The organism is Mycolicibacterium aubagnense, from assembly GCF_010730955.1.
Taxonomy (GTDB): Bacteria; Actinomycetota; Actinomycetes; order Mycobacteriales; family Mycobacteriaceae; genus Mycobacterium; species Mycobacterium aubagnense.
The window spans coordinates 510,594-527,398 of the sequence record NZ_AP022577.1 but is presented as its reverse complement, the minus strand read 5'-3'; the positions used below and the strand labels follow the sequence as shown (position 1 = coordinate 527,398).

Here is a 16,805-nt window from a genome sequence, read left to right as displayed (position 1 = left end):
ACCATTGGATTGATCGGACCGTCGCCGATACGTTGGCCACCATGATTCACGACGTTGTCATCGTCGGTGCGGGGCCGGTGGGATTGTTCCTCGCATCCGAATTACGACTGACCGGCGCCTCCGTGCTCGTCCTCGAACGCGCGGAGAACCCAAAATCGCCACTCAAGAGCCCGCCGTTCGGCCTGCGAGGATTGTCGGTGACCACCGTCGAGGCCCTGTATCGGCGCGGGCTGTTGACCGACGTCCAAGCGGGACGTCAGCCGCATCACGGAGGAGGGCACTTCGCGGGGATTACGTGGGACGCGGAGAAGATCGACGCCGCCTCACGGCCATATCGGCTGACCAGTCCCGCAGACGTCGCCGTGGCGACCACCATGGAGCATATCGAGACTGTGCTCATCAACCGCGCTTCCGAACTCGGCGTCGACATTCACTGGGGCACAGCAGTTCACGACGTCCTGCAGTCGGACAACGAAGTTTGCGTAGCTGGGGGGAACCAGGCATTTCGCGCACGCTGGCTGGTCGGCTGCGACGGCGGCCGCAGCGTCGTTCGCAAGAGGGCAAGATTCGAGTTTGCCGGTACGGAGCCCAGATTCACGGGTTACTCGGTTCAGGTCGAGCTCTCCGAAGGAGAGTCACTGCCGCTCGGGCGTCACTGCACGCCGACGGGTATGTACGTGCAGTCTCAGCCCGGCACGTTTGCGATAGCGGACTTCGACTGGGGTGCGTCGCATCGCAATACACCGATCACGATTGAACACATACAGGCCGTACTGCGACGCGTCACGGGTATCGCCCTCACGGTGACGGCGATTCACACGGCGACCACGTGGACCGACCGCGCCTTTCAGGCCACGACCTACCGACAGGGACGTGTACTGCTGGCCGGTGATGCGGCGCACATTCATTCGCCACTCGGAGGGCAGGGCCTGAATCTGGGGCTCGGCGACGCCATGAACCTCGGCTGGAAGTTGGGCGCTGTCATCAAAGGTGCAGCGTCGAGAGACTTGCTCGACGGATTCTGTCGCGAGCGGCATCCGGTGGGTGCCGAGGTGCTGAACTGGTCGCGTGCGCAGGTCGTGCTCCTGGAACCGACAGCCAGCGCGCGTGCCATGGCCGGCATTGTGCGCGATCTGATGGCCACGCGCGACGGCGCGACATACTTCGCGGAGCGCGCCCAGGGCCTGTACATGCGCTATGACCTCGGCGGTCGGCACCAATTGATCGGTTGCAGCGCACCGGATTTCGAGCTAGCCGACGGGACCCGACTCGGCGCGCTGCTCCGTGATGGGGTGGGCGTCCTCTTCGACTTCCAACGCAATGCCGGCCTGCAGGCCATCGGCCATCGATTTCGGGACGGACTGCGATACGTCGGAGGGCCGGCCAAGGATCAGCTCGGATTGGGCGCCGTCCTCGTCAGGCCCGACGGTATGGTGGCGTGGGCGTGCGACGACGAGCCCGATTGCGGTGCCGTGGTGGACGTGCTCTCGCAGTGGGTGTCCCTGGGTCGGGAAAGGGCGATTCTTGAGCCACGTTGGTCAGCGGCGCCCTGATGGGCAGGCTACGTTGCCAGTCGGGGGAGCACCTCGTCGCCGAATCGCCTGACCCAGCCTGCAGGGTCGGGGTTGCCCGGCCGGGGTCCGGTGTTGATGGTGTCGATACCCACCGCGGCGTACCGGTCGACCGCGCGCAAGTACTCGTCGACATCGGCGAACGGATCGTCGAAGTTCCCCGCCGTCAGCCGGATATCGGAGAAGTCGCGACCGACAGCGTCGCAGTGCCGACGAAGCACGTCGAGCTTGTGCGGTAACTCATCGAGCGAGGAGGTGCCATTCCAAACGTCGGCGTACTGCGCCACCAGGCGCAGCGTCTTCTTCTCACCACTGCCTCCGATGAGGATAGGGGGACGCCGGACGGGCTGGGGTTGGCAGATTGTCTCGGCGAGCTGGTAGTGCTTGCCCTGATATGCGCCGTCGTTCTCGCTCCACATCTGCAGGCAGATTTGCAGTGTTTCTTCGAGCATCTCGAACCGATCGCCGATGGGCGGGTACGGAACACCCAGCGCGTGGTGCTCTCGGTCGTACCAAGCCGCACCGATACCGAATATCGAACGGCCGCCAGACAATACATCAAGGGTGGTCACCGTCTTGGCCAGCACGCCGGGGTAGCGGTAGGTCACGCCGGTGACCATCATCGCCAGTGTTATGCGCTCGGTCAGGGCTGCGAGGTATCCCATCGAGGTGTACCCCTCGAGAAACGGATCCGTGGCGCTACCGACGGCCTCCATCTGAAAGAAGTGGTCGGCCAGCGTGAACATATCGATGCCGCACTCCTCGGCGGCTCGCACGGTTGCGGCCAGTGTCGGCGCGAGGTCCTTGGGCTGGCCGGGCAGGAAATCGATGTAATGGATGCCGAATTTCATTCTTGTCCATAACCTTTCACTAGTCGGTGATGCGCTCCAACAACGTGAGTGCTTCGTTGATTGTTCGACGTTCAGCTTCGGTGTACCGGTCTTGGATGGTTGCGGCCAGCCACTCCTGGCGGGCCTGGCGCCCACGTGCAGCCCGCGCGCGGCCCGCCTGCGTCAACGTGATCACTTGGCGTCGGCCGTCCTCGGGATCTGGTGATCGTTCGAGATAACCGAGTCGGTCCAGGCCGGCAAGCGTGGCCGTCATCGACTGGGACCGCACGCGTTCCGCGCCGGCGAGCTCGCTGGTGGATGCCGGACCGTCTTTGTATAGGCGGATGAGCACCGACGTTTGTGAAGGAGTCAGGTCCTGTGCGTCGTCAACCTCCCGGAGCCGGGTGCGCAGCCTGCTGAACAGTACTCGGATGTTCGTCGCCGCGGCGGTCGATGAGGCGCTGATTGCAGCCATATACGTAGCCTAAACTACGTAGTTTAAACTGTCTATATCGGATACCGTGGTCGACTTCGACCGAATCAAAAAGCAGTGGCCCACTGCACGAATAACCCACCTACTTCCCGCAGCACCGCTTCTCGCTCCGCCAGGGGCTTGCCAGGGGCGTCGTAGTACGCAGCGATCAGTAGTGGTGCCGCCCCGGGCGGACGTGCCAGCAGATAGTCGTTCGTCTCTTTTTCGATGCTGGTGCCCGGTCGGTCGGCGCCCTGCCAGCCGTCCGGCAGGGCCGCACGTAAGCGGTTGAGGCCCGGCTTGCAGTTGACCATTCCTTGTTCCAATATCGCCCGCGAACTCGGGCCCAGGACATCGTCCAGCAGCAGCCGCTGGGCGGTCGTGACGATCGCGCGCGGCGAAGTAGTGTCCAGCACACCGTTTGTGTTATTCGACTCGGGCTCATAACGATCAGAGCGCGTCACGTTGTCGCCCAGTTGCCGCACGAATTCCGTTAGACCAGCAGGACCGCCCGCACTGCGCATCAGTAGAACCGCCGCCGTGTTGTCGCTCTGCTCGAGGATCGCGTCCAAGAGGGTGCCAACGGGCAGTGCGCCGTGCGTGACGTTCACCTGGGTGACCGGCGAGGTGAAGATCAGGTCATGCTCCGTATACGGCACCAGACGGTCGAGCTGCTCCTGGCCCGCGTCGACGCGCGCGAGTATCTGCCCCGCGAGCAGTCCCTTGAAAGTGCTGCACATCAGGAACCGTTCGTCGGCGCGCCATGCGAGGGTGCGTCCTGAGCCGGTGTCGAGCGCGAACACGCCGAGGCGGCCGCCGTGCCGCTGTTCGACGTTCGCCAACGACGACGCCCCAGCCCATGAAGTCGGTGTCACACTAAAGCCCGCGAGCAGCGGTAGTCCGATCAGCAGCCGCCGGCGCGTGACCGAGTGAATCACTGAACTGGCCCCTGGGGGAACTCTGCTAGGCGACACGCTCAGCGATAACCGTATGGATCGAGGCGCCCGACGAGCCGCTGATCTGTTGGTCCGAGAACCTCACGACAGCGCTCCCAAGTGCGCCGAGAACCTGCTGTTCGTCGACGGCAGAGTAGAGCCGTCCGTGGTCGTCGCGGCGACAGCTATCCGCGACGCGCCAGCTCAAGTAGAGGATGCCGCCGGGGCACAGAATATTGACCAGTCGACCTACCGATGATGCGATATCTCGGGGCTGCAGGTGCATTATTACCGTCTCGCACAGCACGTTGGCCAACGATGCATCGGCAATGCTGTTCAAGTCTGGCAGCGAGTCGCACCGGAAATCGATTCCGGGGTGGCGGCGGCCCGCCTCGGTGAGCAAGCCGATCGACGGATCGTATCCAATCGCCGGATAGCCGTTGCCGGTGAGCCAAGCCGTATCTCGCCCTGCGCCACAGCCGATGTCAGCTGTCGGGCGGCCCGGGTGGAAGAATCGCCGTACGAGATCGTGCAGTTCTGTTGGCGCCGACTGGGTATGCCAGGTTTCGGCAAAGGACTCGGGTCGGGAGTCGTAGGCCGCGACGGTCAATTCATCCATCTCTGCCCCTCCCAATGTCTGCACACTCAGGTCGATGCCCACAGTATCTGCCCACGGGCGTCTCGATCGTTGACGGGCGGCGTGTTGACTACAGTGAGCTCGTGTCGGCGTTCACCGAACGGGTGCAAGGCATTCCACGCTGCACACAAACGGGGCGCACTCACGTACCCGATCTGGGCGCACCGGAAAGGCGAGAACGGAAAGCCTTCGCTCGGGTCGTCCAGATCACCACCGCTGCATCCACTTTGCCGACGCATGGGCGTAGATCGGCAATGACGACAACGCAACGGTACTGGAAGAAAGGCCGATGGTTCCGCAGAGCCGCTGCGTCGAGGTGCGGGGCCTCGGTCTCCTGAGTCTCCACACCAGGACACCGGTGCCGCCTCACAAGGGTCCAAGTGCCCTGTCGGTCCATCGCGAGCCAGTGCAAGGTGGAGGGGCGCACAGGGCTAGATGGTCTCCCTGCGGATAAACACCGTCGGCGGGTTCGGTCCGCGGATCGCAGTGATCACAAAGGAGCAGTACATGATCGAATACGACCTCGACAAAGAGCATTCCATCTTGCACGTGGAGCCAAAGTCGTCGCTCGAGCAAGACGATTTTGTCAAACTCGCGCAGGTGGTAGACCCCTACATCGAGTCAACCGGCGGTCTTGCCGGCCTCATCATCGAAGCCTCGGAGTTCCCCGGATGGGACAGCTTTGGGGCGATGGTTACCCACTTTCGCTTCGTGCGCGAGCACCACAAGCGGGTCAAGAGAGTCGCCGTCGTGACGGATTCCTCCATGGGTGACATCGCACAGCATTTGGCGTCACACTTTGTATCGGCCGAGATCAGGCATTTCCCGGCTGGGCAGATCGACGCAGCAAGAGAATGGATCAGCTCGCCAGCCTAGTTGGGTCGAAGGGTCAGATTCGCCACGCCATAGGTGCGCGGCTGGGTGCTGTGGCATCGACGATCGTCGACTACCGGAACTGTTTGTCCAGGGGCGAATGCGTCGACCGTCAGGCTCTCGGTGTCGCCGCACCACAACCAGCCCGACCTGAATCACGCGATTCAGTTGCCGCCCTTTGAGGATTTTGAGGAGGCCGCATGCCACAGTGGCGGGATTTTCTTGAGCGTTTCCGTCCTGCGGGCACGCCGGGCGCCGCGGCTCAAGGTGGCGTTCCAGCAGACCGTGCCGCCGACACAGCAACTGAGCTGGAGCCGGTGTTCTTGATGCTTGAGGACGTTCAAGCCGAGGCTGCGCGCACTCTGCAGCGCGCCAACGAGCGGGCCGCCGACATTCGAAAAGATGCGGGTAGGTATGCCGCCGAGAAGATCACCGAGGCCCAGGCGCACGCAGAAACAGCGCGCGCGGAGGCAGCAGCGCAATCGCGTGCACTGACGACGGCCGCCGAGACCCGCGAAGGAGCCGAGCGGGATCGCGAGCTCGAAGAACTGACAGCGCGGGTGGAAGCACGAATGCCGGACTACATCGACCGGGTCGTGGCAGCCGCCGCAGCGTTGCTGGAGGAGTTCTGCGAACCATTGGGCAAGCCGCGCGATGCGCCGTCCTGCCGATGAGCACAGCTTGGGTGGCCGGAAACGTCCGGGCGAAGGCGATGCTCGACCGCCGCATCGGGTCGGCCCGCGCTCGGGAACTGGCGGCGTCCGGATCGCTGGCTCAGGCTCAGCAAATCCTGGCCGACAGCCCGTACCGCCACTGCGTGCGTGGCGGGCAAACGCTCCCGGAGGCCGAGCATGCTCTTGCCGCCACCGTGCTGTGGCATCTGCGGGTGCTCGCCGGCTGGCAGCCTCGTCCAGGAGCCGGGACGTTGCGGTTGCTGGCGGGCTGGTTCGAGATCGCCAACATCTGCGCGCATGCCCGCGCGGTGTCCGGCGGCGAGAATGGCGAGAATGAAGCCCTGTTTGCTTTGGGTGCGTTGGGAACGGCCTGGTCGAGGCTGCGCGCCACATCGTCAGTTGCCGAACTCCGGCACGTGCTGACCGAAACACCGTGGGGCGATCCCGGCGGGGATTCGCCGTCCGACATCGCGGTCGGCGTTGGGTTCGCCTGGGCGCGCCGTGTCGTCGTAGCAGTGCCCGAGGCGAACGACTGGGCGTGCGGCGGCGCCGCCCTGCTGGTAGCACGACGCCGGTTCCTCGAAGGGCGCCTGCTTGAGCTGCCGGCTCAGACCAACGCGGAGCGCATTCTTGGCCGGCGCGCGATGGCCGCCGGGAGCCTCCAGGAATTCACCAGCCGACTGCCCCCGCCCGCCCGCTGGGCATTGTCCGGGACCGCCGATGTCGGGGAGCTCTGGCAGGCCGAGTTCCGGTGGTGGTCGCGGGTCGAGCGGGACGGACTCGACCTGCTGCGTCGTCCTCGCTTCGGTTCGGGCCCGACCGTCGGCGCAGCTGCGGTGCTGGCCGCGGATGCCTGGCGCTGCCGCGCAGCACTCCAAATCGCCGCCGGCGGAGGCGGATCGATGGAGATCTACGATGCCGTGGCCTAAGACCATGGCTCCGGTACGGATGGAGCGGATAGCGCTACTCGCGCCGTCGGACGCACTGCGTGATGCGCTCGTACTCGTCGCCGCAGCCGGAGTGGTGCAACTTGATAGCACTGGGCCGCAAGATAATTCGGTGTCCAACGAGGCCGCGCAACGGCTGCAGCGGCTCGGGAGCAGCGGCCCGACGCCGATGTTGTGCGCCATAGCGCCCGACTTGGCGGAACTCGAAAACGCGGGTCGCGCTGACCTCCTCGCGGGGGAGACGCAGTTAGCGGAGCGCGCTGCCGCCGCGGTCCACCGCGATGAGGTCGCCGCGGTCACCGGGTGGTGCCCCGGGTCTGAGCTTGATGCGCTCGCCGTCGCGCTGGGATCGGTGGCCACCGCCGTCGTGCCCCTACCCCGTCCGCCCGGAGTCGATCCACCCACCTTGCTCGGGGGTCAGCGCCTGGGGCGCTCGTTCGCGCCCTTGGTGCGCACCTTCGGCACGGTGCCCTACCGAGACGTGGATCCGACGGTCCCCGCCGGGGTCGCATACGTGGTCATGTTCGGCATGATGTTCGGCGACGCTGGGCACGGCGCGCTGCTGATCGCGATCGCACTGTTGTTGCGTTCCGGCCGGATTCGCCGGTTCGCCGGACTGCGCCAGTTGTGGCTCTTCGTTGCCGGTGCGGGAATCGCCGCAACCGCGTTTGGCGCGCTCTACGGGGAGTTCTTCGGTCCCACCGGTGTGCTGCCCGTCCTGTGGCTGGCGCCGATGGCCGAACCGGTGCGGCTGCTCGGGTTCGCCATCGGCGTGGGCGCGGTGTTCCTGGCGGTCTCGTATGCGATCGGGATCATGAACCGGTGGCGGGAGGGTGGCGCCCGGCTGGCGCTGTACGCACCGACCGGGATCGCCGGCGCCACACTGTTTCTGGGAGTCACGATGGCCGTCGCCGGCGTCGTGCTGGCGACGTCGTGGTTGGTGATCGTCGGGGCGGTCACTGCGGTGACCGGGCTGGTGCTCGCGACCGTCGGATTGTTCAGCGAATCCGGCGGCGGGGCAACAGGAGTCGCGCAGACCGGTGTAGGAGCGTTCGACCTGGTGGTGCGGCTGGGGTCCAATCTGGTGTCGTTCGCCCGCCTCGCCGCATTCGGGATGACCCACGCGGCGCTGGGCTGGGTGGTGTGGCAGGCCACCGTCGCGTTGACGGGATTGGGCATGCTCGGCGTGGTCGCGGCGGTGATCGTGTTTGTCGTCGGCAATGTGATCACCTTCGCGCTTGAGGCGCTCGTCGCCGGGGTTCAGGCCTTGCGTCTGGAGTTTTACGAATTGTTTTCGAGGGTCTTCGTCGGCGAGGGAAATCCCTTTGAGCCGTGGCGGATTCCCACCTTCACACCGGAGGTTGCATCGTGCTGACGTGGATAATCGCTCTACCCTTTCTGATCGGGGGATTCGCCGCGACGTTGGCGCTGCTGCGCCGTCGAGGTCAGTTGGCGCTGCGGCTGTTCCTCGCCTTCGACGCGATGCTTTTGCTTGCCGCACTTGCGGTGGTCATCGTCGTCGCCACTGCCGGCCCAGCCACCGCCGAGCCACTCGCCGCGGGCCAGGTCGCGGGCGGCTCGAACTGGGCGGCGCTGCTCGGTGCCGCGATCGCGGTGGCCGGATCGTCGATCGGCGCCGCCATCGCCGTTGCCTATACCGGTGCGGCCGCGCTCGCCGCGCTCAGTGAACGGCCAGAGCTCTTCGGCCGCGCGATGGTCATCGTCGGACTCGCCGAAGGCATCGCGATCTACGGCCTGATCGTGGCCATCATCCTGATCGGGCGGTCATGACCGGCGGAACCGTCGCGGTGATCGGCGAGCAGGCTCAGGTACGGGGTTACGCCCTCGCTGGAGCAGCCGTGATCGCCGCGGAGGGGATGGACGCCGTCCAACGGGCGTGGGAATCACTGGATGACCAGACAACCCTGGTCATCGTGACCCAGAAGGCGGCCGCGCACCTGGCCCATGAGCTCACCGCCGAGTGGCCTCTGACGGTGGTCATGTCGCCATGATTGCGCTGGACACGGCGCGCGTGCGAAATGCACTGGCACCGCTGTCGGCGGAGCTGTTGCACCGGGCAGACGCTGAGGCGGACCGAATCCTCGCCGATGCCAACACCGAAGCTCACAATGTGCATGCCCGCGCCGACAGAGACGCGCGGGACATCATCGACAATGCCCGCGCCGCGGGCGCGGCAGAGGCATCTCTCGCCCGAGCCGCCGAACAGGCCCGCACCCGCCGTGCGCAGCATAGCGACATCCTCGCCGCCCAGCGGAGCGCCTACGAACAACTGCGGGTCCGCGCCAGCGACGCAGTACACCGACTTCGCGACGAGCCGGAATACCCGGCGCTGCGCGAGCGGCTGGCGGCGCGGGCGGGCCAGATTCTCGGCGCCGACACCGTTGTCACCGAGGACGCGGGCGGCGGCATCATCGCGCAGGCCGCCGGTCGTCGTCTCGATCTGAGCCTGACCGCATTCGCGGCGCGGGCATTCGAACGGATCGAAACCGACATTGACGGACTGTGGTCATGACGGTGCCCAGCGCTTCGCCGGCGACCGCCCGAATACGCCGGGTAGTCGGGCCGCTGGTCGAAGTGGACGGCGCCGTGGGCACTGCGATGAACAATCTGGTCGCCCTCGGTGCGGACGCGATCCCCGCCGAGACCGTCGCGATCCGGGACGGCTTGATCACCCTTCAGGCCTACGAGTACACCGGTGGCCTCCGCCCGGGTGATCCGGCGACGCTGCTGGGACACCCCTTGTCCGCTCAGCTCGGCCCGGGGTTACTCGGCGGCGTCTTCGACGGGCTACTGCGACCACTGTCGTCGGCGCCGACTTGGCTGACCCCGGGCGGCTATGCGCAGCACGACGAGCGCATCTGGAGTTTCACGCCTACAGCGGCCGCCGGTGAGGTGGTGTCGGCGGGGTCCGTCCTGGGTGTGGTCCGCGACGGGAATCCTCTGGAGTACCGCGTGCTTGTGCCGCCGGGAACGGCCGGCCGGGTCGAGTCGATCGCGCCGTCGGGCAGTTACCCCGCCGACGCGGTACTGGCCACCGTCGCCGATGTACCCGTGTCCATGTCCGTGAGCTGGCCCGTCAGAGTGCCACGGCCATATCGGGACCGGCAGTCGCGTGTAGAGGTGCTGCGTACCGGCCAACGGGCTCTGGATCTGCTGTTTCCCGTGGCGCGCGGCGGCAGCGCGTGTGTGCCCGGCGGATTCGGAACAGGCAAAACTGTTCTCCTGCAACAATTGGCGAAGTGGTGTGATGCCGACGTCATCGTGTACGTCGGTTGCGGCGAACGTGGCAACGAGATGGCCGAAATCGTCGAGCAGATGTTCGCGCTGACCGACCCGCGCACCGGAGGCCGACTGGCTGACCGGACGGTGATCATCGCCAACACCTCGAATATGCCGATGATGGCCAGGGAAGCCAGCATCTACACCGGGATGACGGTGGCGGAGTTCTTTCGGGACATGGGCTACGACGCGGTGGTCATTGCGGACTCCACGTCGCGATGGGCGGAGGCGTTGCGGGAGTTCGCCTCTCGCAGTGGCGAATTACCCGCCGAGGAGGGCTATCCGGCGAATCTGGCCTCAGCGCTGGCTGCCTTCTACGAGCGAGCGGGATCTGTGATCACCCTCGGCGGACACACCGGCTCGGTGACCGTGATCGGCGCGGTGTCGCCTCCTGGTGGGGACCTGTCCGAGCCGGTGACCGCGCAGACTGAGCGGTTCGTTCGGTGCCGGTGGACGCTGGACCGCGAACTAGCCTATTCTCGGCACTATCCGGCGGTGTCGTGGTCGGGATCGTTCTCCCGCGACGTCGAGGCACTGGCTGCGGGGTCCGAGTCGGCCGGCGGCTCGGGCTGGTCGGCGCAGCGCGCTCGGGTGGTTGGGCTGCTCGCCGAATCCGACCGGCTGTCCGCGCTGACCGAACTGGTCGGCGTCGAGACTCTGCCGGGACGCGAACGAATGGTGATCCTCGGTGGTCGGCTGCTGCGGGAGGCGGTCCTGCAGCAGAGTTCGCTCTCGGCTACCGACGCCTACTCCACCGAGGAAAAGACGGCCGCGTTGGTGGACGCGGTGTTGACGGTGGTCGATCGCGCCCAGATAACCGTCGACTCAGGTGTCCCGGCCCCACTGGTCGAGGAACTGGACTTCGGGCCGTTGATCCGCGCTCGGGAGGAGTCCGGGCCGCACGACACCGGGGTGGCCCGCCAGCGCCGTGACGGGATCATCGCCCTGCTGAGCGAGCTCAAGTGAATGGTGGTGGCTGGATCGACTACCTGTCCGTGCGCGAGCTGCGCGGCCCTATCGTGGTGGTTTCCGGCATCAATGGAGTCGGCTGGGATGAGTTCGTGACGATCACCCTCGCGGACGGCGCGGTGCGCCATGGCCAGGTGTTGGAGGTCGATCGCGACGTGGCCGTGATCCAGGTGCTGGAGGGGACCGCGGCCATGAGCGCCTCAGGCACCCTGGTGCAGTTCAGTGGTGAATCGCTCCGGATACCGGTCGGCGAGGGGTGGTTGGGCCGGGTGTGTAACGGCCGCGGAGAGGCGATCGACGGTGGCCCGCCGGTGTCCGGAGTCCACCGTGCGACGGTTTCCGGGGATCCGCTCAACCCGGTCCGGCGGGATCCACCTGCGGACCCGGTTCACACCGGGATATCGGTCATCGACGCCCTGACCACTCTGGTCCGTGGGCAGAAACTTCCGGTCTTCTCGCTGCCGGGACTGCCGCACCTGCGCCTCGCGTGTCAGATCGCGGCGCAGGCGACAGTAGGGGGCGAGCCGTTTTGCGTGGTCTTCGCGGGCATCGGTCTGACTCACGCTGACGCCTCCTACGCCCGTGACGTTCTCGATGAGCGCAGCGCGGCAGGCGAATTGGTGCTTCTGTTGAACACGGCCGATGATCCCGTGATCGAGCGCATGTTGACGCCGCGGCTGGCGTTGACCATCGCCGAACACCTCGCGTTCGACGGCGGACGCCACGTCCTCGTCGTGATGACCGACATGACCAGCTACGCCGATGCGATGCGTGAAGTGTCGGCCGCGCGCGGCGAAATCCCGGCGCGCCGTGCCTATCCCGGTTACCTCTACAGCGATCTGGCTTCGTTGTACGAACGTTGCGGCCGGGTCAAGGGCCGGCCCGGTTCGGTCACCATCGTTCCGGTGCTGACCATGCCCGGGGGCGACATCACCCACCCGGTGCCCGACCTCACCGGATACATCACCGAAGGCCAGATCATCTTCTCCGCGGAGATGCACGCCCGGGGCGTGTATCCGCCGGTCGACGCGTTGTCGTCGTTGTCGCGGCTGATGCGAAACGGAGCCGGCGCCGGACGGACCCGCGACGACCACCTTCCGCTGGCCGAGCAGTTGCTGGCCGCCCTGGCCCGGGCGCGGCAGGTGCGAGAACTAGCCGAACTCATCGGACCAGAGGCATTGAGCCGCACCGACCGACGCTACCTCGACTTCGACGACGCGTTTGCGCGCGAGCTCGTCAACCAGCGTCCCGATGAAGCACGGGAGCTGAACTCGACCCTTGACAAGGCATGGCGGGTAATCCGGCGGCTACCGGAGAGCGAGCTCGTGATGCTGCCCACCAAACTGCTGGCGGCTCATCCGGACCAGCGCACTGTTGCCGACCCGGACGCGGGGTGAATGGGATGCCGACACTGCGGGTACCCCCTGGTCGTGCTGGCCGGCTGTGGTTGCGCACCCGGCTCGACGTTGCGGAACGCGGTGTCACGCTGCTGGAGCAGAAAGTCGCCATTCTGGGCGGCGAGCGCCGACGTTTACGCGCGCTCGCCGCGGACACCGGCCGCGACTGGGAGCGCGCCCGCCTAGACGCCCGTACCTGGACACTGCGGGCCACCCTGCTCGGCGGGCAGCGCTCGATTCAGCAGGCAACCCCAGATCTGCCGGCGACGATCACCGTCGTCTGGAGAACAACCATAGGCATCCGCTACCCCGACAGCGCTGACTGCACGCCGCCGCGCCCAGACGGGCGGGTAGTAGTGGACAGCTCGGCCCTCGTGTACGCCCAGAGAGCCCACGACGCCGCAGTCGCCGCTGCTGCGCGCCACGGCGCCGCGCTCGCGGCCGTGCGGGTGATCGACCGCGAGTTTCACGCCACCCGGCTGCGGGCCATGGCATTGCGCCGGCATTGGGTGCCCAGCCTGCGCGCAGCCCTGGCGAAGATCGAACTTGATCTGGAGGAGCAGGAGCGCGCCGAGGGGGTCCGGCTGAAATCTGCGATGACGCTGGCCCGGACATCTGAGCGGTCCAGCTCCAGAATGTCTGCTGACCAGTCAGGCGACGTATAGCTGGGTGCGCATCCTCTGGCCCAGGCGGAAGGTGATCAGGCCTCTAGTGTGCCGCTGTGCGTCGCTGAAACGCACAGATCGTTCGTCGCGTCGGCTACCACACGGTCGGCTTGCGCCTGGGTGATGCCGCCGGCAATACGTGCTCCGTCATACACCTTCGCGGCTGCCGCAGTAGGCGTCATGCCCGAGGTCAGAGCACGACAGATCGTCCAGCCCTCATCCACGAGACCCTGAGCGCTCACCGCGGGTCCCATACCGTCGGCGGCCAGATCGCTCAGATAGGCGATTTCGTCGGCGGTAAAGCTATCGCCGGTGCTGGCTTGTGCCGCCGTGGCGGCGCTTAGCGTTGCCGCACAGAACAATACGGCTGTGAGCAGCCTCGTCGCCAGGTTCATCGTTGTCTCCTCGGAGTGGTAACGCTCGGCAGCTATAGGGCCGTGCCTTCCTGCGTTGCCGCTGATCGTGTCGCGGGTCTGCACCGGTTGCTAGGGCCAACTGGCCAGGGTGCAAGGACTAAGGGCCCATGCTGACCGTCCATCCCGCGGCGGCCGAAGTCGCCATAGGCACGGCTCGGTTAGCACTGGCGGGGTGTCGACACCGACCCAGTTGAGCGCGGCGGTCACTGTGGGCCGGCGGCTGAACAGGCCTTCGGCCAGGTTGGGCAGCGCCACCAGCGTTGTGAAGCGCACACTCTCGGCCGTGGAGGCGTGCGGGAAGGCGACGGCGCGGCTCATCAATGTTTCTTACTGGAGATGATGGCGACGGTCGTCGTCGTGCCGTGGTGCATTGACGGTGGCTTGGATGTGGCTGAGCAGTGTATGTCGAGCGGGCTTGGCTTCGGGGACCGGTAGCAGTGGGTAGACGTGAATTGCGCCTGGGTGCTCGTGGTAGGTGATGCGGTCGTTGCCGATGCGGTCGCGTAGTTGACGGCAGTCGGCAACGAAGATGTCGCGGTCGCCGACGTAGAGGTCGATTGGTGGAAGGTCATGCAGCTCACCGTGAATGGGGCTCACTCGGCTGTCGTCGTCCGCTAGGTGTCTGGCCCACACGCGGCCGCACTCGCGTAGCCCGGGAACCGCGAGCCACGGGTCCCGTTTGGCGATGGTGGCGATGGCGGGATTGGTCAGTGCGATGTCGAGCCAGGGACTGATCAGGGTCAGTCCAACTGGCGGGGTGGCTCCGGCGGCGATGACCGTTTGGGTAGCTGCCAGGGCCAGTCCCGCTCCGGACGAGTCGCCAGCGATATACATAGGCCCTTGTTGTGCCGCTCGGCCCATCACTGTTCCCAGCAGGTCGACCGCTTCTTCGGCGCAGTGTTGTGGCGCGAGCCCGTAGAGGGGCACATGTACAGGGCGCTGGGTCGCGTCGGCGATCGCGCAGACGAGTTTCCAGTGCGCGCGCTCGATTTGGTTGACGTAGGCACCGCCGTGGACGTAGACAACCGATGACCGGTCGGCAGGGATGGTCGCGCCGCTGCTGGATTGCACTGTGTAGCAGTCGAACCCGTCGATAGCGTCGCGGGTCACCTGGTAACGATCGGACGTGGCCAGTTGCGAGGACGGTTCGCCGGCGCTCTTGGGTCGATTGAGGTAGGCGCGCGCGCTCTGGGGTGTTGCATAGGTGCGGGGGCGACGCACGAGGCGCCCATAGGTAGCGACGGCGTGCATCTGCCAAGACACGGGTCTGTCCTACCGCAATTGCGGTGTCACCGGGCGACCGCAATCTTGAAGACAGCGCTGGTGATCGCGCCGAATGCATTGCGGCCGCCGATGAATAGGCGCTTGGTGTCGTAGCCTGCGACGTCTTTCATGTTCTGACCGCCGAAGCGGGCCACGGCGGCGCCGTCGGGCAGGACGACCTCGACGCCGAGCAGCCCGTGACGCACCGCTAGGCGCTCCTCACCCGCTGCATTGGCGATCAGTTCGCCGACGGTACGTTCAGATTTCTCGGTGGGGATGGCGGCGCATGTCACGCCTTCCTCGTCGAGTTTCTTCGATAGTTCGTCCAGGGTGACTGCGGCGCCGACCACCAAGTTCAAGTTTCCGGTGTTCACCTCGACGCTGGTGTCGTCACCGTCGGCTTGCGCAGCCGAACCCGGATGGCGGTCGAGGGCGGCGCGCACGGCGGTCTCGAAAGAGAGCAGCGCAGGTTCCGCCGGCGACACGTCGGGCAGCATGATGCCGGGATTGAGGCGCTGCGCGGGATCGAAGACCTGCTTGAGGATGCGCTGGGCCGCGATCTCCACCGGGGTGAAGCGTTTGGTCATGAATTGGATCTTCTCGGTACCGACGCCGTGTTCGCCGGTGATGGTGCCACCCAATTTGAGTGCCGCTTCTATGATTTCGTTGTTGGCAGCCTCCAGCGCGGCGGCTGCGTTGGGGTTGTCCTTGTCATAGAACGTGGTCGGGTGAAGATCGCCGTCACCGGCATGGCCGGTGACGGCGATGAATAGCAGTGCGTCGGAGTGCCGCTTGGCGGCATCCTGGATCGCCTGCTGCATCTCCGGGATGTGTTGCCGGGGAACGGTGACGTCTCCGATGAAAAAGCCCTTGCCGCTCCGCACGACAGCGTCGGGGGCATGCAGACGTCCGTACCATAGCTTGGCGCGGGCGTCGTCGTCATCGGCACGGCGCACCTCAACGGCGTGTTGCCGCAACACTTCCTCCACGATCTTGGCGTCTCGGTCGACCTCGTCGGCGGTGCCGTCGACGTCGATGAGCACGATCGCATCGGCGTCGGCGGGATAGCCGGTGTCGGTGAACTGCTGCAGTCCGGCGATACCGACGCGGTCGAGCCATTCGACGGCCGCAGGCACGGTACCGGTCTGAATGATCGCGGCGATGGTTTCAGCTGCCTTTCGGGCGGTGTTGAAGCTGCCCATCAGGCTGCGGGTGACCGGCGGGGTTGGGCGCAATGCCACGGTGGCCTCGGTGAGGATGGCCAGGGTGCCCTCCGACCCGATGAGTACGCCCAGCAGGTCCGGGCCGTCGTCGTCGGCCCGGAATTGGAGAACCGCGCCGTCGGCGAGAACCGCTTCCACGGCCACCACGTGGTTGTAGGTGACGCCGTATTTGAGAGCGTGTGGGCCACCGGCGTTTTCGACGATATTGCCGCCGACTGTTGCCAGATGGGCCGAGACAGGGTCCGGTGAGAACACCAGCTTGTGCGGCGCCAACTGCTCCTGCAGATCGGAATTGATGACGCCGGGCTGGACTCGCGCGGTCCGAGCTGCCGGGTCGATGTCGAGAACCTGGTTCATCCTCGTCATGTCGATCACCACGCGGTCCGAACCGGCCATGACCCCGGCGCTGCAGTTCGACGCGCCACCGCGGGTGACCAACGAGACATTGTGTTCAGCAGCAACTTTCACGATCGCGACGACCTCTTCGCGGGTGCGCGGGCGCAGTACCAGGCCGGGCTGTTGACCGAAACCCCAATAATCCCTACCGTTTTCGGCCAGGGTAGCGGCGTCGGTGGCCACCGCGTCGCGGCCACCTAACGCCGCGGCGAACGCCGATACGATCGTTTCATCCAC

At 66.1% G+C, this 16,805-nt stretch carries 19 protein-coding genes; 11 read left to right on the top strand and 8 right to left on the bottom strand.

Annotation, left to right across the window (positions count from 1 at the left end; genetic code table 11):
- Positions 1 to 41: 41 nt before the first annotated feature.
- Positions 42 to 1,553 carry an FAD-dependent monooxygenase gene (locus tag G6N59_RS02755; protein WP_138230815.1) on the top strand — a complete coding sequence of 504 codons (1,512 nt, stop codon included), beginning with the start codon at positions 42 to 44 and terminating at the stop codon, positions 1,551 to 1,553.
- A gap of 8 nt (positions 1,554 to 1,561) precedes the next feature.
- Here G6N59_RS02755 and G6N59_RS02750 read toward each other — a convergent pair whose 3' ends face one another.
- The 4 genes from G6N59_RS02750 to G6N59_RS02735 all read right to left on the bottom strand — a co-directional run bounded on the left by G6N59_RS02750 (position 1,562) and on the right by G6N59_RS02735 (position 4,469).
- The gene (locus G6N59_RS02750; protein WP_138230814.1) at positions 1,562 to 2,422 is read right to left on the bottom strand and encodes an LLM class F420-dependent oxidoreductase; all 861 of its coding nucleotides are present in this window, start codon (positions 2,420 to 2,422) and stop codon (positions 1,562 to 1,564) included.
- Between the two features lie 19 nt (positions 2,423 to 2,441).
- Positions 2,442 to 2,876, bottom strand: coding sequence for a MarR family winged helix-turn-helix transcriptional regulator (locus G6N59_RS02745; RefSeq protein WP_138230813.1), 435 nt, complete (start codon positions 2,874 to 2,876; stop codon positions 2,442 to 2,444).
- A gap of 65 nt (positions 2,877 to 2,941) precedes the next feature.
- Positions 2,942 to 3,811 (bottom strand): class A beta-lactamase, encoded by an 870-nt coding sequence (gene bla, locus G6N59_RS02740; RefSeq protein WP_138230812.1) that lies wholly within the window; start codon positions 3,809 to 3,811, stop codon positions 2,942 to 2,944.
- 25 nt (positions 3,812 to 3,836) lie between these two features.
- A complete protein-coding gene (locus G6N59_RS02735; protein ID WP_197907906.1) occupies positions 3,837 to 4,469 on the bottom strand; it encodes a class I SAM-dependent methyltransferase in 633 nt (210 codons plus the stop codon).
- 483 nt (positions 4,470 to 4,952) lie between these two features.
- On the opposite strand from G6N59_RS02735, the gene G6N59_RS02730 reads away from it, so the two are divergent.
- The 10 genes from G6N59_RS02730 to G6N59_RS02685 all read left to right on the top strand — a co-directional run bounded on the left by G6N59_RS02730 (position 4,953) and on the right by G6N59_RS02685 (position 13,270).
- Complete coding sequence (locus G6N59_RS02730) at positions 4,953 to 5,321, top strand: SpoIIAA family protein (protein WP_138230809.1); 369 nt, start codon at positions 4,953 to 4,955, stop codon at positions 5,319 to 5,321.
- 197 nt (positions 5,322 to 5,518) lie between these two features.
- A complete protein-coding gene (locus G6N59_RS02725) occupies positions 5,519 to 5,992 on the top strand; it encodes a hypothetical protein (RefSeq protein ID WP_138230808.1) in 474 nt (157 codons plus the stop codon).
- Complete coding sequence (locus G6N59_RS02720) at positions 5,989 to 6,921, top strand: V-type ATPase subunit (protein WP_138230807.1); 933 nt, start codon at positions 5,989 to 5,991, stop codon at positions 6,919 to 6,921. The genes G6N59_RS02725 and G6N59_RS02720 overlap by 4 nt, the downstream gene beginning before the upstream one ends.
- Positions 6,908 to 8,314, top strand: coding sequence for a V-type ATPase 116kDa subunit family protein (locus tag G6N59_RS02715; RefSeq protein WP_170212403.1), 1,407 nt, complete (start codon positions 6,908 to 6,910; stop codon positions 8,312 to 8,314). The genes G6N59_RS02720 and G6N59_RS02715 overlap by 14 nt, the downstream gene beginning before the upstream one ends.
- On the top strand, positions 8,308 to 8,730 hold the full coding sequence (locus G6N59_RS02710) for an ATP synthase subunit C (RefSeq protein ID WP_138230806.1): 423 nt from the start codon (positions 8,308 to 8,310) through the stop codon (positions 8,728 to 8,730). The genes G6N59_RS02715 and G6N59_RS02710 overlap by 7 nt, the downstream gene beginning before the upstream one ends.
- Positions 8,727 to 8,951, top strand: coding sequence for a V-type ATP synthase subunit F (locus tag G6N59_RS02705; RefSeq protein ID WP_138230805.1), 225 nt, complete (start codon positions 8,727 to 8,729; stop codon positions 8,949 to 8,951). The genes G6N59_RS02710 and G6N59_RS02705 overlap by 4 nt, the downstream gene beginning before the upstream one ends.
- Positions 8,948 to 9,472, top strand: a complete 525-nt coding sequence (locus G6N59_RS02700; protein ID WP_138230804.1) for a hypothetical protein — start codon at positions 8,948 to 8,950, stop codon at positions 9,470 to 9,472. The genes G6N59_RS02705 and G6N59_RS02700 overlap by 4 nt, the downstream gene beginning before the upstream one ends.
- The gene (locus G6N59_RS02695; RefSeq protein ID WP_138230803.1) at positions 9,469 to 11,205 is read left to right on the top strand and encodes a V-type ATP synthase subunit A; all 1,737 of its coding nucleotides are present in this window, start codon (positions 9,469 to 9,471) and stop codon (positions 11,203 to 11,205) included. Before G6N59_RS02700 ends, G6N59_RS02695 begins: the two co-directional genes overlap by 4 nt.
- The gene (locus G6N59_RS02690) at positions 11,202 to 12,605 is read left to right on the top strand and encodes a V-type ATP synthase subunit B (protein ID WP_138230802.1); all 1,404 of its coding nucleotides are present in this window, start codon (positions 11,202 to 11,204) and stop codon (positions 12,603 to 12,605) included. Before G6N59_RS02695 ends, G6N59_RS02690 begins: the two co-directional genes overlap by 4 nt.
- A gap of 5 nt (positions 12,606 to 12,610) precedes the next feature.
- Complete coding sequence (locus G6N59_RS02685; protein WP_163910889.1) at positions 12,611 to 13,270, top strand: V-type ATP synthase subunit D; 660 nt, start codon at positions 12,611 to 12,613, stop codon at positions 13,268 to 13,270.
- Between the two features lie 35 nt (positions 13,271 to 13,305).
- Here the strand turns inward: G6N59_RS02685 and G6N59_RS02680 are convergent, their stop codons facing one another.
- The 4 genes from G6N59_RS02680 to G6N59_RS02665 form a co-directional block, all read right to left on the bottom strand.
- Positions 13,306 to 13,665, bottom strand: a complete 360-nt coding sequence (locus tag G6N59_RS02680) for a DUF732 domain-containing protein (protein ID WP_138230800.1) — start codon at positions 13,663 to 13,665, stop codon at positions 13,306 to 13,308.
- Positions 13,666 to 13,755: 90 nt separating this feature from the next.
- Positions 13,756 to 14,004 carry a hypothetical protein gene (locus G6N59_RS02675; protein WP_138230799.1) on the bottom strand — a complete coding sequence of 83 codons (249 nt, stop codon included), beginning with the start codon at positions 14,002 to 14,004 and terminating at the stop codon, positions 13,756 to 13,758.
- 9 nt (positions 14,005 to 14,013) lie between these two features.
- On the bottom strand, positions 14,014 to 14,949 hold the full coding sequence (locus G6N59_RS02670; RefSeq protein ID WP_138230798.1) for an alpha/beta hydrolase fold domain-containing protein: 936 nt from the start codon (positions 14,947 to 14,949) through the stop codon (positions 14,014 to 14,016).
- Positions 14,950 to 14,975: 26 nt separating this feature from the next.
- Positions 14,976 to 16,805 (bottom strand): FAD-binding oxidoreductase, encoded by a 1,830-nt coding sequence (locus G6N59_RS02665; protein WP_138230797.1) that lies wholly within the window; start codon positions 16,803 to 16,805, stop codon positions 14,976 to 14,978.

Excerpts from the sequence above, each read along its gene's own strand:
- G6N59_RS02715 (WP_170212403.1), top strand. The coding sequence starts at position 6,908 with ATGCCGTGGCCTAAGACCATGGCTCCGGTACGGATGGAGCGGATAGCG.
- G6N59_RS02725 (WP_138230808.1), top strand. The coding sequence starts at position 5,519 with ATGCCACAGTGGCGGGATTTTCTTGAGCGTTTCCGTCCTGCGGGCACG.
- G6N59_RS02675 (WP_138230799.1), bottom strand. The coding sequence starts at position 14,004 with ATGAGCCGCGCCGTCGCCTTCCCGCACGCCTCCACGGCCGAGAGTGTG.
- G6N59_RS02755 (WP_138230815.1), top strand. The coding sequence starts at position 42 with ATGATTCACGACGTTGTCATCGTCGGTGCGGGGCCGGTGGGATTGTTC.
- G6N59_RS02685 (WP_163910889.1), top strand. The coding sequence starts at position 12,611 with ATGCCGACACTGCGGGTACCCCCTGGTCGTGCTGGCCGGCTGTGGTTG.
- G6N59_RS02750 (WP_138230814.1), bottom strand. The coding sequence starts at position 2,422 with ATGAAATTCGGCATCCATTACATCGATTTCCTGCCCGGCCAGCCCAAG.
- G6N59_RS02730 (WP_138230809.1), top strand. The coding sequence starts at position 4,953 with ATGATCGAATACGACCTCGACAAAGAGCATTCCATCTTGCACGTGGAG.
- G6N59_RS02705 (WP_138230805.1), top strand. The coding sequence starts at position 8,727 with ATGACCGGCGGAACCGTCGCGGTGATCGGCGAGCAGGCTCAGGTACGG.
- G6N59_RS02745 (WP_138230813.1), bottom strand. The coding sequence starts at position 2,876 with ATGGCTGCAATCAGCGCCTCATCGACCGCCGCGGCGACGAACATCCGA.
- G6N59_RS02700 (WP_138230804.1), top strand. The coding sequence starts at position 8,948 with ATGATTGCGCTGGACACGGCGCGCGTGCGAAATGCACTGGCACCGCTG.
- G6N59_RS02720 (WP_138230807.1), top strand. The coding sequence starts at position 5,989 with ATGAGCACAGCTTGGGTGGCCGGAAACGTCCGGGCGAAGGCGATGCTC.
- G6N59_RS02680 (WP_138230800.1), bottom strand. The coding sequence starts at position 13,665 with ATGAACCTGGCGACGAGGCTGCTCACAGCCGTATTGTTCTGTGCGGCA.
- G6N59_RS02695 (WP_138230803.1), top strand. The coding sequence starts at position 9,469 with ATGACGGTGCCCAGCGCTTCGCCGGCGACCGCCCGAATACGCCGGGTA.